General features: G+C 74.2%; 11 protein-coding genes and 2 pseudogenes. 5 read left to right on the top strand and 8 right to left on the bottom strand.

What is annotated here, in order from left to right; all coding sequences use genetic code 11:
- Window positions 1-1,002: pseudogene (locus IG64_RS36500) on the top strand (hypothetical protein); the annotation flags it as partial.
- A gap of 63 nt (window positions 1,003-1,065) precedes the next feature.
- On the top strand, window positions 1,066-1,581 hold the full coding sequence (locus tag IG64_RS36505) for a hypothetical protein (RefSeq protein WP_063758871.1): 516 nt from the start codon (window positions 1,066-1,068) through the stop codon (window positions 1,579-1,581).
- Between the two features lie 167 nt (window positions 1,582-1,748).
- On the opposite strand, the gene IG64_RS36510 is transcribed toward IG64_RS36505, so the two are convergent.
- From IG64_RS36510 to IG64_RS36525, 4 genes and pseudogenes are all read right to left on the bottom strand, one after another.
- A complete protein-coding gene (locus IG64_RS36510) occupies window positions 1,749-4,454 on the bottom strand; it encodes a SpoIIE family protein phosphatase (RefSeq protein WP_037864661.1) in 2,706 nt (901 codons plus the stop codon).
- Between the two features lie 406 nt (window positions 4,455-4,860).
- Window positions 4,861-5,298, bottom strand: a pseudogene (locus tag IG64_RS36515) (ATP-binding protein); the annotation flags it as partial.
- Between the two features lie 116 nt (window positions 5,299-5,414).
- Complete coding sequence (locus IG64_RS36520) at window positions 5,415-5,828, bottom strand: (deoxy)nucleoside triphosphate pyrophosphohydrolase (RefSeq protein ID WP_037864662.1); 414 nt, start codon at window positions 5,826-5,828, stop codon at window positions 5,415-5,417.
- Between the two features lie 139 nt (window positions 5,829-5,967).
- Window positions 5,968-6,174 carry an SPOR domain-containing protein gene (locus IG64_RS36525; RefSeq protein ID WP_037864663.1) on the bottom strand — a complete coding sequence of 69 codons (207 nt, stop codon included), beginning with the start codon at window positions 6,172-6,174 and terminating at the stop codon, window positions 5,968-5,970.
- A gap of 624 nt (window positions 6,175-6,798) precedes the next feature.
- Here IG64_RS36525 and IG64_RS36530 point away from each other — a divergent pair.
- Window positions 6,799-7,218 (top strand): cytidine deaminase family protein, encoded by a 420-nt coding sequence (locus tag IG64_RS36530; protein WP_078884430.1) that lies wholly within the window; start codon window positions 6,799-6,801, stop codon window positions 7,216-7,218.
- Between the two features lie 42 nt (window positions 7,219-7,260).
- Here the strand turns inward: IG64_RS36530 and IG64_RS36535 are convergent, their stop codons facing one another.
- A complete protein-coding gene (locus IG64_RS36535) occupies window positions 7,261-8,013 on the bottom strand; it encodes a GntR family transcriptional regulator (protein ID WP_037864665.1) in 753 nt (250 codons plus the stop codon).
- A gap of 545 nt (window positions 8,014-8,558) precedes the next feature.
- Here IG64_RS36535 and IG64_RS36540 point away from each other — a divergent pair.
- Window positions 8,559-9,665: a threonine synthase gene (locus IG64_RS36540; protein ID WP_037864666.1), complete on the top strand. Its 1,107-nt coding sequence runs from the start codon at window positions 8,559-8,561 to the stop codon at window positions 9,663-9,665.
- 143 nt (window positions 9,666-9,808) lie between these two features.
- On the opposite strand, the gene IG64_RS36545 is transcribed toward IG64_RS36540, so the two are convergent.
- On the bottom strand, window positions 9,809-10,639 hold the full coding sequence (locus IG64_RS36545) for an oxidoreductase (protein WP_037864668.1): 831 nt from the start codon (window positions 10,637-10,639) through the stop codon (window positions 9,809-9,811).
- A gap of 145 nt (window positions 10,640-10,784) precedes the next feature.
- Between IG64_RS36545 and IG64_RS36550 the strand changes: the two genes are divergently transcribed.
- On the top strand, window positions 10,785-11,696 hold the full coding sequence (locus IG64_RS36550; protein WP_037864671.1) for a LysR family transcriptional regulator: 912 nt from the start codon (window positions 10,785-10,787) through the stop codon (window positions 11,694-11,696).
- Between the two features lie 217 nt (window positions 11,697-11,913).
- Here the strand turns inward: IG64_RS36550 and IG64_RS36555 are convergent, their stop codons facing one another.
- Both IG64_RS36555 and IG64_RS36560 read right to left on the bottom strand, forming a co-directional pair.
- Window positions 11,914-12,747: a DUF4232 domain-containing protein gene (locus tag IG64_RS36555; protein WP_234438740.1), complete on the bottom strand. Its 834-nt coding sequence runs from the start codon at window positions 12,745-12,747 to the stop codon at window positions 11,914-11,916.
- Between the two features lie 175 nt (window positions 12,748-12,922).
- Window positions 12,923-14,868 (bottom strand): ATP-binding protein (locus IG64_RS36560; protein WP_037864673.1); only part of this gene is annotated, 1,946 nt, incomplete at its 5' end.

The raw sequence follows: 14,868 nt of genomic DNA on the forward strand, positions 1-14,868 counted from the left end.
GGCGAGCACATCCCCACGAGCCACGCGGGTGGCGACCATCTGCCCGGCGGCCACGCCCCGCAGCACACCCCCAGCGGCCACGCCGGCGACCACCTGCCCACGAACGAACTGGACAACCCCCTCCGCACCGGCCACGACCACACGCCCACCACGAGCGGGGGCCACTCGGGCGCCTCGTCGGCCCCGGGCGGCCACGGGCCTGGCAGCGCTCCGGGAACTCACCTGTCCGGCCGGACCGACGATCCCGGGACGACTGCCCGAGCGGAGACCCTCGGCGCCGGTGGTGGGTCCCCTACGGGCCGAGACCTGCCGGGTACCCACCATGAGCACACCGGCTCGGGTGACGGCACGGGGCATCCGGAAGGCCCAGGGGGCACGGACGACCTCTCCGGAGCCGACCCGGCTGACGACCCGGGCGATGTCTTCGACGACAGCCTGGACGACCATGCGGACACAGGGCACGGCCAGGGCGGCGACGATCCGTATGCCGGACACGAGCCCGACTACTCAAGGCCTGCGCTGCTGCCCGCCGACGGCCCGCTCACCCTCAGAGACGTCCGCAACAGCCGTGACGTGGCCACTCGTTGGCAGCGGGGCGAGGAGTTCCACCGCCAGTTGTGGGGTGGGGGCGCCGAGCGTCACTATCCCGTGCCGACGAACAGCGACCCCCGTTACCCCGTCACCGCCACCGGCGGCCGCAAGGTCGACGTCCCTGTGGACCTGCCCGACGGACGTACGGTCGCCGTAGAGGTGAAGACGTACGGACAGTACCGGACCATCACCTTGCAGGACGGGATGAAGCAGACGGTCAGGAACGAGGTTCCGCTCAGCAAGCACATCAAAGAGCAGATCCACAAAGACGTGGCGTTGAGACGGTTGGATCCCAACTTCGATCCTCGCTGGTCCTTCACGCACGCCGGGCCCTCCGCCGCACTGCGGGAATACCTCATCAAGGCGAAGATCATCTTCCTCGAATACGGTCCGGCGCCGAAGAAGAGCTAGTCACGATCTTCCCCTCAAGGACAAGTAGACTCGCCCTGAGAGGCGAGTGGGAGGCTGTGCAGGATGCAGAACAGGACACCGGACGGACCTGCTGCCGAGGTGCGGGAGTGGACGGAAGGCGCCCACCGCAACGCTGCAGGCCTGGCGTCCGCCCTCGGTGTTTCTCCGGAGCGGTACGCAGAGGACCCGTTGACGGTCCTGCCCGCGCTGCAGAACTACGTGGACCGGCTGCCGCTGAACGAGTTCGAGCAGTCGGACTGGATCACCCTCCACACCGATCTGACGTCCTACCTCGGTGATCTCCTCGTGCGCCGGGACGGTGCGGTCTGGGAGAAGGCCGAGGACCCGGCCTCACCGGCCGGCTATCGGTATGTCGTGAAGGCGACGGGGCTGGACGGGAAAACGTACCGTGTCGAGCCGTACGACGTCGTGATGGAAGAATTCCAGCACCCGCCGATCGAGATCGCCCGAATGATCGCGAACGCGGAGGCCGTCCTGCACCGAACACCGGCGCTGGACGAGGAATCCCTCGGGGACGTTTCCCTGGAAGAACTCATGGGCGACGAAGGTACTTCCTGACCCCCGCCGTCACGGGCCGCAAAAGGGTTCTCCCCAGGCGATCGGCCTCCTGCTGAACGCCGCCCTCCGCACGCCCGCGGATCCGCCGCGTCATGGATCCTCGGACCGCGCGGCTCGGGAGCGTGAGTGGCCTCGTTCCGCCCTGTCCGCGGTCGAGGCACTCGACGTCAGAACAGACTCAGCAGCGCCTCCGCCGGGTCGGTGAGGGGGCTGTCGCCGTCGGGGAGGGGGAGTTCGAACCAGACCGTCTTGCCGCGGGGGGTGCGGCGGGAACCCCAGGCGGCACTGAGGAGGCCGACCAGCTGGAGGCCGCGGCCGCCCTCGTCGGTGTCGCGGGCACGGCGGCGGCGGGGCTGGACCAGGCCGGCGTCCCAGACCTCGCAGACCAGGGTGCGGTCCAGCAGCAGGCGGAGCCTGATCTCGCCCTCCCCGTACCTGAGCGCGTTGGTGACCAGCTCGCTGACCAGGAGTTCGGTGGTGTCGACCAGCGGTTCCAGGTCCCAGGCGAGGAGCTGGCTGCGGGCGTACTCGCGGGCGCGGCCGACGCTGCGCGGCTCGCGCGGCAGCGTCCAGTCGCCGACGGACTCGGCGGGCAGGCCCTGCACGCGGGCCATGAGCAGGGCGATGTCGTCCTCGCCGTGGTGGCTGCCGAGGGTGTCGAGGACGTGGTCGCAGACGTCCTCCAGGGGGAGGTTCGGGGCGGTGAGCGCGCCGACGAAGGCCTGGAGCCCCTCGTCCAGCGGATGGTCGCGGGACTCGACCAGGCCGTCGGTGTACAGCGCCAGCAGGGCCCCCTCGGGAAGTTCGACCGTCACCTCCTCGAACGGCTCGCCGCCCACACCGAGCGGCAGGCCGGGCGGGACGTCCAGCATCAGCGCCTGTTCACCCGGCTCGACCAGGACGGGCGGCAGGTGGCCCGCGTTGGCGAACGTGCAGCGGCGGGTGACGGAGTCGTAGACGGCGTAGACGCAGGTGGCGAGGTAGACCTCCGACAGGTCCGCCTCCCGCGGCCTGCGGGCGGCGCGGGTGGCCTGCTGGACGCCACCGGGCGCGCCGAGGCCGCGGGCGATCTCGTCGAGCTGGGAGAGGACCTCCGCCGGTTCCAGGTCGAGCAGGGCCAGCGTGCGCACGGCGGTGCGCAGTTCACCCATGGCGACGGCCGCGCGCAGTCCGCGGCCCATCACGTCGCCGACGACCAGCGCGGTGCGGTGGCCGGGGAGTTCGATGACGTCGAACCAGTCGCCGCCGACCTCGCTGGGCCGGCCGGTGGCCGCGTTGCCGGGCAGGTAGCGGCAGGCGATGTCCAGGCCGGAGGCCTCCGGGTCGCCCGGCGGCAGCAGGGAGCGCTGGAGTATCAGCGCGCGTTCGTGCTCGCGCCGGTAGAGGCGGGCGTTGTCGATGCAGACGGCGGCGCGCGCGGCGAGTTCGACGGCGAGATCGCGGTCGCGGTCGCCGAACGGTTCGCTGCCCTTGGTCCGCGAGAACTGCGCCAGTCCCACCACGGTGTCGTGGGCGACCATCGGCACGGCCAGCGTGGAGTGCACCAGGCCGCCGTCCTCGCCGGGCACGAGCTGCGGGCGGGCGGTGCGCAGGGCGTCCGCGCAGCGGGAGTTGAAGGGGTAGTGGTGGACGGCGCCCAGTTCGACGGGGGCTCCGGTGGCCGACAGGGGGGCGCCGGAGACCGCGCTGGCGAACGCCACCCGGCGCAGTTCGGCGCTGCCGTCGGCGAGGCCGGGCGGGGTCTCGTCACCGGCGAGCAGGCCCTGGTAGAGGTCGACGGTGGCCAGGTCGCAGAAGCCGGGGACGACGACGTCGAGGAGTTCGCGGGCGGTGGTCTCCAGGTCGAGTGAGTTGCCGATGCGGGCGCCGGCCTCGTTGAGGAGGGCGAGATTGCGCCGTGCGGCGGCGGCTTCGCGGGCGGCGGCCCGGCGGGCGGTGATGTCGGTGCCGAGCCAGGCGATGCCGATGGGGCGGCCGCTGCCGCTGTGCACGCGGTAGAGGTTGATGGACCAGTGGCGGCGTTGGTCGGAGCCCGGGACGAACCCGGTGACGTGCATGTCCGTGATGGACTCGCCGTCCTCCAGGACCCGGCGCAGGGTGGCCGTGACCCGGTCCGCCTCGGCGCGGGGCAGATAGTCGTACAGGCCCTTGCCGCGGTGGTCGTCCGGGGTGCCGCCGAAGATGGAGGCGAAGCGCTGGTTGGCGCGGCGGATGCGCAGGTCGGGGTCGAGCAGCAGGAACCCGAACGGTGACTGGCCGAAGATCGCCTGCGAGGCGGCGAGGTCGGTCTCGATGCTGCGCAGGGTGCGGACGTCGACGACGATGCAGACGGCGGCCTTGTCGCCCTCGGCGGTGCGGGTGGGCATGACGTACACCTCGGCGAGACCGCGGGTGACACCGCCCGCGCGGCCCCGTCCGGCCGTGCCGCGCGGACCGTCGGGGTCCGTGGCGCCGCCTCCCGCGCGCGGCCGTCCGCCGTCGTCCTGCGGGGGGACCAGGCGGAACGGGACGACGCCGGTCCACTCCCGTCCGTCGAGGATCTCGGCCATCTTGCGCTGGCCCTGCTCGCGCAGGTCGGAGTCGATGAACGCCTCGATGGGGTCCATGCCGACGGCGCGCTCGGCCGGGATGCCGAACAACTGCTCGGCCCGCAGGCTCCACTGGTCGACGTGCCCGTCGGGACCGATGGAGAAGGAGGCGACCTTGATGTAGTCGTAGATGGAGCCGGGCGGACTGCTCTGCCACATCGCGTCCGCGGGAGGCGCCCCCTCGACCCCTGCGGGTCCCCCGGCGGCCCCGCCACCCGCGGACCCCGTCCTCGCGCCGTCCGACGGGTCCTCGGACTCCGCGGCCTTCGCTGGTATCTCGCTCACGCGAACCGTCCCCTCCAGCTCACCGCGTCCGGTACCTGTCACCGGGGGCGGCTGCCCGCAGTATCCAGCACTACGGCGCCGCGCAACACGGTGTTCACGATCACAGGACCATCCCGATGCTTTCTGGTCCGGCCCGGTTCGTCCTGTGACAACACAACCTGTCTTCTAACCAGGCGACACCCCGTCGAACCCCACTGCGGACAACCGCCGTGAACGAGTGTCCCCTGCGAGCGCGGCGGACGGCCTCCTCCGCCCTTCTCGTCACCCTTCGTCACGGGCGAACGCGGCCGGTCCGGCTGCTCCCGTCCGGGGAGCCGTCGCAGGGGGAAGCGCCGGACGGAGAGCCGGCGGAGGGTGAACCGTCGGGCGGGGAGCCGCCGGGGGTCCGCGCTGCGCGGTCGCGGGCCGGTACGGCCAGTTCGAACCAGACCGTCTTGCCGGTCTCGTCCGGCCGGGTGCCCCAGCGGCGCGAGGCGGCGGCGACCAGTTGCAGGCCGCGCCCGCTCTCGTCGTCGGGGTGGACGGGGCGTTCGCGGGGCGGGTCGGGGAGCGGGTCGGAGACCTCCACCAGCAGCACGCGCGGCAGCCCCGCCGGGCGAACCAGGCGCAGGCCGATCGGGCCGTGGGCGTGCCGCAGCGAATTGGTGACCAGTTCGCTCACCAGCAGGACCGCGGTGTCACCGACGCTGTCCAGCTCCCAGCTGCGCAACTGGCCGCGGACCGCGGAGCGGGCGGTGCGCACCGCGCCGGGCTCCGCGGAGAACGTCCACTCCGCGCAGTCGCCTTCGGTGTCGATCACGCCGATCACTTCCCGGGTCAGCGAGCCCCCCATATCCGGTTTCATGGGGTTAAAGGGCCCATACCCGATATGCCAGACCCAGTACCGCCCTGCCGCCGACGGTACCCGGGCGGCTGCCCGGCGGAAGGCCTACACGTGCGGCATCCCGGCGAGAGGGCCGCTCAGGTCCGCGGGGCGGCTTCCAGGTGGGTGAGGGCGGCGCGTACGGCGGGCACGTCCTGGTCCAGCCACGGAACGGTCCAGACCTCGGCCGGGGCCAGCCAGCGGAGTTCGTCGTGGTCCTGGAGGGGTTCGGGGGCGGCGGAGCCGGGGCGCAGACGGGCCGTCCACACCCGCAGTTCGTACGGAGGTCTCAGCGGCCAGGCGCCCGGGACCGGCGCGACGGTCTCGGCGTCGACGCCCAGTTCCTCGCGCAGCTCGCGCACGAGGGCCGCCTCCGGCAGCTCACCGGGCTCGACCTTCCCGCCGGGCAGTTCCCAGCGCCCGGCCAGCTCGGGGGGCGCGCTGCGGCGCGCGGCGAGCAGACGGCCGCCGTCGAGCAGGGCGGCACCGACCACCACGATCCGTTCGGTCATGGCCGGAGCCTACGGGAGCCGCGCCGGGGGGCCGGCCGGCGGCCCTGCGCCGGGGCCGGGAGGCAGGCGCCGGTGCTCCCGGGTGCCGCACTCCCGGGTCCGTGCTCCCGGTCGCCGGACGGCGGTGCCCCGGGGAGGGTCAGGCGTCGGGGCCGCCGGCCGCCGGGCCGCCGCCGGACTGTCCGACGCACTCCACCCAGTAGAGCTGTTTGTGGCCGCGCCGGTCGAGGCTGTCGGCGATCTTCTGCGCCTCGGCGCGGGTGGCGTACCTGCCCACGCGGTAGCGGTTGCCGTTGTCGTCCTGCCGGACGACGAGCCAGGGAAGAGTGATCGTGCTGTCGTTCATCCCACCCCACTGCTCCTTCCCGCCCCTGCGCGCCCCCGCGCTCCCGGTCACGTCCGGCTTCCGGCCCCCTGCCGGGAAACCGCACTTCGCATATGCCCGAGCCTACGCCCAACCTTCACTCAGCGAATACGACTTTTCACAAAGAGGCATACAACCGGCCAATCCACAGGGGGCGCACGACGACAAACGCGCCGCTCGCGGACATGAGGGGCGCGCGGTCGCAGGCATGGCGCCGCCGGCCGGCGCGAGCACGGGCGACCTGCGAGAACGGCCGGAATCCAGCGCCCCGGGCAGAGAGCGGGAGGGAAGGGCGGCCCACGGGTCCGCGTGTGGGGGCGCGCACCACCCCCACGCACGGGCGCTCCGGCACTCCGGTACTTCGGTACTTCGGCGGTTCCGGGCTCCGGGACTGCCGGACTCCGGAGCCGGCGGGCTCCGGGCCCCGCACCTTCCGTACGGTCAGTACCGTCGGCATGTTGCGCACGGCGCGTATCGTCCGCACGGGCCATACCGGCCGCACGGGCCTTGCCGTTCGCACCTGACGAAGCGTCTGACGCGGCAGTCGACCAGGCATCGGGCGCAGGACTTGCAGGACGAAGGAAACCCATGACGAGGGCGGAAGAGATGACCACGCAGACCGGGGCCGGCCACGTCGACCACGAACTCATCCGGGCCGCGGCGCACGTCGCGCGCACCCGCTGCCGTGGTGACGAGCACACCATGGCCGCCGCGGCCCGCGCCGACGACGGCCGGATCATCACCGCGGTGAACGTCTACCACTTCACGGGAGGCCCGTGCGCCGAACTGGTCGTCATCGGCGCGGCGGCCGCCCAGGGCGCCCACCGGCTGGAGACGATCGTGGCCGTGGGCGACCGCGACCGGGGGGTCGTCCCCCCGTGCGGCCGGTGCCGCCAGGTGCTCCTCGACCACTTCCCCGCCCTGGAGGTCATCGTCGGCGCGGGCGAGCACCTGCGCAGCGTCCCCGTCGCCGAGCTGCTGCCCGAGACCTACGTCTGGGCGGACCACCAGCTCGACGCCGGGTGACTCCCGGCCCCCGGCCGGCGTCCGGAGACCGCGCCCGGGCGGCTACTTCACGGGCAGGTGGTACGCCACGCGGTAGCGGTCCGCCGGGATGACCACGTCCGCCGTCTCGACGGCCCGGCCGGAGGCGTAGAACGTGCGCTGGACGACCACGACGACATGGCCGGGCACCCCACCGAGCGTGATCAGTTCCTCGGCGAGGCCGGGCCGGGCGCCCACCTCCTCCGTGACGTTGTCCACGATGATGTCGATGGCGCGCATCCGCTCGACCACGCCCATGCCGCCGAGCGGCCCCTCCTCGGGCAGCATCACGGGGGTGCGGCCGGTCAGCGCGAGCGGCTCCCAGGAGGTGGAGAGCATCATCGCCTCGCCCGCTTCCCGGAAGACGTACTTGGTGCACATCACGCGGTCGCCGGGCTTGATGCCGAGCCGGTCGGCGATCGCGACGCTCGCCGCGGCCTGCGCGCTCCGCGACTCCCAGCTGCCGCGCGCCTCGGCGTCGGCCTGTTCCTGCCGGAACGGCGTCGCCCCGCCGGCCGGGCGGAAGCCGGAACGGGCGACCCGGCGCGGCACGGGCCGCTCGCGCACGTACGTCCCCGAGCCGGAGCGGCCCTCGACCAGGCCCTCGGCCATCAGCACCTTGCGCGCCTCCAGGGCGACCGTGTCCGAGACGCCGTACTCCTCGCGGATCCTGGCCTGCGAGGGCAGCCTGGTGTGCGGGGGCAGCAGGCCGTCGACGATCTTCTTGCGGAGGTCGCCCGCGACCCGCAGATACGCCGGCTGCTCACCGAAAGTCACTGGCCACTCCCATCAGGTTGCACAGACAGCAACAGCGTGACAACCGTAGGTTGAGCCAGGCAAGTGAAGGCCAGAGAATCACTCGATGTGATGACTTCTGGGGTCGGGGGGCTTTACCCAGGCACTTTCTCCCCGCTATGAGCGTGCTCACACCTGCCGCCCGGTCCCGTCCGCGACCCGCGCGTCCCCGCCCGGGCGGGGACCCCTGCCTGGCCAGGCCCATAGCCTTGCGCATGGTGACGGACCGCGTGGTGACGGCCACGGGGGCGGTGGGCGGTCCGACGGTCGGCGGGCGGCCCCGCGTTCGGCGGTCGCCCCGTTCGGCGGGGCCGGGTTCCGGGCCGCCGCGGTGACCGCCGTCATGGCCGCGCCCGGCGCGGCGCCCCGCCGCCCGGCACACGGCCGCCCTCGTACCTGCGTGGCTCGACCGGCCCTTCGGCTTCCCCACCGTGCACCGGCCGACCGGCCTCGCCGTCGCCGCCGGGTGGGTCACCGACCCGACGCCGTACCCGGAGCGGGGCGCCGTCCGCCCCTAACCTGCCTCCATGACAAGTCTGCCGGACCGCTACTGCCCCACCGACGGCGTCCGGGTCCCCAGTGACTCGCTCGCCTGGTGCTGCCCGTCCTGCCACGGCCCCCTGGACCTCGACTTCTCGCCCACTCCGGCGCCCCTGAAATCCCTCACCGGGCGGGTGAACTCGCTGTGGCGGTACGCGGAGACGCTGCCGCTCGCGCCCCCCTCGGTGTCCCTGGGCGAGGGCCGCACCCCGCTGGTGACGCTGACGGACGAGGTGTCGGCGAAGCTGGACTACCTGATGCCGACGCTGTCGTTCAAGGACCGGGGCGCGGTGCTGCTGGCCCAGCTCGCGCAGCGCACCGGCCCGCGCCGGGTGGTCGCGGACAGCAGCGGCAACGCGGGCACGGCCATCGCCGCGTACTGCGCCCGCGCCCGGCTGCCCTGCACGGTGTACGTCCCGCTGGGCACCTCCGCGAAGAAGCTGGAGCAGATCGAGGCGCACGGCGCACGGCTGGAGATCGTCGACGGCGACCGGACGGCGGCGGGCACGGCGGCGCAGCGGGCGGCGGACGAACCGGAGACGTTCTACGCCTCGCACGTGTACAACCCGTACTTCCTGCACGGCACCAAGACCTACGTCCACGAACTGTGGGAGGACCTGGGCGGCCGGCTGCCCGACGTGCTCGTGCTGCCGGTGGGCAACGGCACGCTGCTGCTCGGCGCGGCGCTGGCGGTCTCCGAGCTGTACGGGGCCGGGCTGCTGGACCGGCGTCCGGCGCTGTGGGCGGTGCAGGCGGCCGCGGTGGCCCCGCTGGCCGACGCCTGGGCGCAGGGCGCGGAGGAACTCACCGGCACCACCCCCCTCGCCCCGACCTACGCCGAGGGCATCGCCATCCCGCGCCCGCCCCGCGCCCGGCAGATCCTGCGCGCGGTGCGGGGCTCGGGCGGCACCTTCCTGACGGTGACGGAGGACCAGATCCGCCACGCGCAACTGGACCTCGCCTCGCGGGGCCTGTACGTCGAGGCGACGGGCGTGGCCTGCTGGGCGGCGGTGCGGGAGGGCGCGCTCGGCGGAAGGTCGGCGGTGGTGCCGCTGTGCGGGGCGGGACTGAAGTCGGGACTGGCACGGCCGTAGCGCCCCTGGGAGGACCGTGGCGCCGTGCAGGGCCGGAACCCCCTGGGAGGGCCGTGGCGCCGCGCAGGGCCTTGGCGCCGGCGCAGGGCCGTGGCGTCCGCGCGGGGCCGTACCGCGCGAGCGGGCCGCGCGGCCGTCGGGGCTCAGTCGTCGAAGGCGGTGGCGCGCGTGCGCTTCTCCCAGGCGGTGACGTCGCCGCGGACCTGGTCGAGGTGGCCGAGGACGGCGGTGACCGCGTCGTCGCCCAGCGGCAGGCGCAGGGGGGTGTCGTCCGCCTCCAGGGCGGCGAGGATCAGCGCCGCCGCCTTCGCGGGGTCGCCGGGCTGGCTGCCGTCACCGCCGGCGACGGAACCGCGGGTCTCGCTCACCTTGGCGTACCGGCCGCTGTCCGCGCTGACCCCGGCCCGGCCGGTGCCGAACAGCGACGTACGGAAGGCTCCCGGCTCGACGACCAGCACCTTGAGGCCGTACTCGGCCACCTCGTCCGCCAGCGCCTCCGACATGCCCTCCAGGGCGAACTTCGTCCCGCTGTACGCCGCGAACCCCGCGAAGGACAGCTGCCCGCCCATGCTGCTCATCTGCACGATCGCGCCCGAGCGCCGCTCGCGCATGTGCGGCAGCACGGCGCGGGTGAGCGCGGCCGGACCGAAGACGTGCACGTCGAACAGCTCGCGCAGCTCCTGCTCGGTGGTCTCCTCGAAGGCGCCGACATGAGTGCGGCCCGCGTTGTTGACCAGGACGTCGATGCGCCCGTGCCGGGCCAGCACGTCCCGTACGGCGGCCCCGGCGGCGGCGGTGTCGGCGACGTCCAGCGCCAGCGCCTCCACCTGGTCGGCGTGCGCGGCGACGAGGTCGGCCAGGGCCTCGGGGCGCCGTGCCGCACCCACCACGATGTCACCGGCCGCGACGGCGGCCTCGGTGATCGCCCGTCCGAAACCGCTGCTCGCCCCGGTCACCAGCCACACCTTGTTCATGACCCCTCCTGGGTTCGTCGTCGCGCTCGCGCTCGTTCCCGCGTGCGTGCTCGCGTCCGCGTGCGTGCTCACGTTCGTGCTCGTGCTCCTGTCACCAGGTTCGGCCCGGAAGCGGTGGCGCGTCCAAGATCCGTCGTGATAGCCGATGGTTATGACGACGGACGTGCACCTGAGAGATCTGCGGTACTTCGCGACGGCCGCCGAGGAACTGCACTTCACCCGTGCCGCGGAACGGCTGTACGTGTCGCAGCCCGCGCTGAGCAAGCAGATCCGGGCGCTGGAGGGGCAGTTGGGCACCGAACTCTTCGAGCGCGGGCCGCAGGGCGTGGCGCTCACCGACGCCGGGGAGGCGCTGCTGCCGCACGCCCTGCGGGTGCTGGAGGACTGGGAGCGGGGTGCCGCCGTCGTGGAGTCGGCGCGCTCGGCGCGGCGCGGCACGCTGGTGGTGGGCATGAGCACCAGCCCGGGGCGCGGCGGACTGCTGCCGGCGATCCGCTCCCGGTTCACCGCCGAGCTGCCCGGGGCGTCCCTGCGGTTGCGGCAGGTGAGTTGGGACGACCCGACGGCGGGTCTGGCGGACAAGGAGACCGACGCCGCCTTCGTCTGGCTGCCGCTGCCCGACCCCGAGCGGTACGGGTGGACGGTGGTCGCCGAGGAGCCGCGCCTGGTCGCGCTGCCCGAGACGCATCCGCTGGCCGCCCGTACGCAGATCGACTTCGCCGATCTGGTCGCGCTGCCGTTCCTGGCGCTGCCCCGGGCCGCCGGGGCGCTGCGGGACCACTGGCTCGCCCTGGACGCCCGCGGCGGGCGCCCGCCGCGGATCGGCGCGGAGGTGGCGAGCGCCGAGGAGACGTACGAGGCGCTGGTCGCGGGGCTCGGCGTCTGCCTGGTCGCGGCCGGCAACGCCCCGCTGGTCACCCGCGGCGGGGTGACCACCCGTCCGGTGCGCGGCATCGAACCCAGCCGCTACGCCTTCGCCTGGCGCCGCGAGGACGCGGACCGTCCCCTGGTGCGCGCGTGCGCGCAGGCCTGCCGGCTGGCGACGGGGAGCGTGTGAGAACACCGGGAGCGCGTGAGACGTGCGGACACCGCAGGGCCCGAGAACGGGGAGGGCCCGGCGCGCCCCGCCCGGTCGGGCAGGTCGCACCGGGCCCTGTGCCCGTGCCGGGCGGCCCTGTGCCCCGTACGGGAGGGCGGCCCTGTGCCCGTACCCGGCGGCTCCGGGCCGCGCCGGGCGACCCTCGGCCGCGCCGGACGGCTTCGGGCCGCGCCGGTCAGAACTCGTCGGCGCCGTTGCGCAGTTCCTCGGTCCAGTAGCCGGTCTTCGCGACCGCCTCGTCGACCGCGAGACCGCCGGCCGGGGCGTGGACGACGATGCTGCCCTCAGCGGGTCCGTCGGCGGCGAAGAGGTTCACGTTGAACTCCTTGACGACCTTGTTGTCCTCGTGCGCACCGCCGTTCGCGATCCGGACGTTGGCGTACGCCGACGCGCCGGACGCCAGGACGACGGGCACCCCCGGGTTGCTCTTCGCGACGGCCGGGATGTCCTTGGCGGTCTGAATGGGGCCGAAGGCGAGCAGCGGGTACTTCAGCAGGCGGCAGGAGTGGCCAGAGGTGTTGGTGGCCGTCAGCACGACGTGCTCAGTGGGTGTCTCCTCGGCCTTCGCCGCCTTGACCTTCACGTCCTGGAAGGTGCAGACGGGCGCGGTCACGCCGGACTTGCCGGAGGCAGAACCGGAACCGGCCTTGTTCTTGGCGGCGGGCTGGGCATGGGTCCCGGACTTCGCGGTGCCGGACCCGCCGGAGGCCGACGCGGCGGAGCCCGCGGAGTCGGCGGCGACGGTGGCCCCGGTCGTGGCGGTGGCGGACTTCGCGGTGTCCGTGGCCGTCTGCGACGTCGAGGCGCCCCCCTCGTCCTTGGTGCCGGACCCGTCGCCGCCGCAGGCGGTCAGGCCCAGCGAGAGGGCGGCGACTGCGGCGACGGCCAGGACGGTGTGCTTGCGGTGGTTGCGCATGGTGGTTCTCCCCCGTGGTGTGATGAAGGCGGTGATGGCGGTGAAGCCGGTGGTGCGGCGGTCGTGGCCGGCACCCGGTGCCCCCTGACCCACACGCCTCCGCGGTCGTTGGCGCGGTGGCGCGGTCGTGGTCCTGGGCGGCGTCCGGAATCCCGTACTCCGGGCGCCTCCGCATCGGGCGTCGGCGTCCGGCGTCCCGTGCCCGGTGTCCCGTGCTCGGTGCCATGTACAGCTTCGGGTCCCGCGCTGCCGTCCCGCTTACGTCCCGCTAACGCTTCGCTGCCAGCCCGGACAGCAGGTGCGCGGCCCGTTCGGCCCCGGGCGTGAAACCGGCTGCCTCGGACGCCGCCGCGGCCTGCCGGAACTCCTCGGCGGCCTCGTCGGTCCGGCCCAGGCCGGCCAGCGCCTCGCCGCACAGGATCCGCAGCTGGGCCCGGCCGACGGCGGCGTGCGGCGAGACGAGGGAGGTGGCGCGCAGCGTGTGCGTGAGGGCCGCCTCGTACGCGCCGGTCCGCAGGCAGTGCTGCGCCAGGTGCTGGAGTGTCAGCACCTGGGTGGAGGGGTGGCCGGTGCGGTCGGCGAGCGCGACGGCGCGGGCCATCAGCTCCCCGGGACGCGTGACGTCCCCGGTGGCGTCCAGGACGGCGGCGAGGTTGACGCAGGCGATGGCCTCGCTGATCGTGTCGCCCGCGCGGGCGGCCAGCCCGGGTGCCTGTTCCAGGTGGACGAGGGCTTCGGCGTCCCGGCCCTCCTCGTGCAGGATCCAGCCGAGCAGTGCCCGCGTCCGCGCCTGCGCGTCGAGGTCCTTCGCGTGCTCGGCCGAGGCGAGTCCGGCTTCCAGAAGAGGCGTCCAGCCGTCCGTGATCCGCCACAGCATCAGCGGCCACTGGACGAGGGCGAGCCGCCAGGCCCGGTCGTGCAGGCCCAGGGCAGCGGCGGCGGCGACGGCACCCTCCAGCGCGGGGCGCTCCGCCGCGTACCAGGCGAGCGCGGCGGCCCGGTCGTCGAACTCGCGGGTGGCGGCCGGGCGCCGGGCGTCGGCGGGCAGCGCGTAGCAGGGCTGCGAGCCGGGTTCGGCGGCGGCGTCCGCGGCGAGCCCGGTGTAGAGGTAGTGGTCGAGGAGGCGGCGCAGTCCCTCGGGGTCGGCCTGCGGGGCGAGGTGGCGGGCGTAGAGACGGACCAGGTCGTGCGGTGTCCAGCGGCCGGGGACGGACTCGGTGAGCAGGTGGGCCGCGGCGAGCCGGTCGAGGTCGGCGGAGGCCTGGGCGGGGGTGGTCCCGGCGAGGGCGCTCGCCGTGAACCGGTCCAGGTCGGAACCGGTGTGCAGGCCGATGGCTCGGAACATCCGGGCCGCCGGTTCGGGCAGTTGCTGCACGGTGAGGTGGAGGGCGGCGGCGACACCGGTGTCCTCGACGTTCAGCAGGGCCAGGCGGCCCTGTTCGTCGGCGAGTTCGTGGGCCATCGCGCCGAGGGTCCACCGGGGGCGTTCGGCGAGGCGGGCGGCGGTGACGCGCAGGGCGAGCGGCAGCCCGTCACAGAGCCCGGCCAGCCGGGCTGCGGCCTCCGGCTCGGCGGCGACGCGTTCCTCGCCGAGGACGCTGACGAGCAGTGCCTCGGCGTCGGCCGCCGGGAGGTGGGCGAGCGGCAGCGGCCGGGCCGCGTCGGAGGCGATGAGCCCGCCGAGCCGGTCCCTGCTGGTGACCAGCGTCACGCAGTGGTCGCCGCCGGGCAGCAGCGGTCTGACCTGTTCGGAGGAGCGGGCGTTGTCGAGGACGACGAGCAGCCGGCGTCCGCCGGTGAGCGCGCGGAACAGCGCGCCGCGGGCGGCGGTGGTCTCGGGGACGTGGGGCGCCGGGGTGCCCAGCGCCAGCAGGAACTCCCGCAGCACCGAGCCGGTGTCGGGCGCGGGGGTGTCGCTGAAGCCGCGCAGGTCGGCGAAGAGCCGCCCGTCGGGGAAGGCGGCGCGCCGCTGGTGGGCCCAGTGCAGGGCGAACGCGGTCTTGCCGACCCCGGCGGGCCCGGTGATCAGGCAGACGGGCGCGTCCGTGACACCGGCGGCGCGGTCGAGGGCGGCCAGCTCGGCGTCCCTGCCGGTGAAACCGCGCGGGGGGCGGGGCAGCAGCTCCGGGACCGGAACGGCGGAATCGGCATGCGGCGGGCCGGGGCGGACGGCGGCCGGGGCGGTGGGGTCGTGGGACGGGGGCGAGGTGGGGC

This window comes from Streptomyces sp. NRRL S-340, from assembly GCF_000720185.1.
Lineage (GTDB): Bacteria > Actinomycetota > Actinomycetes > Streptomycetales > Streptomycetaceae > Streptomyces.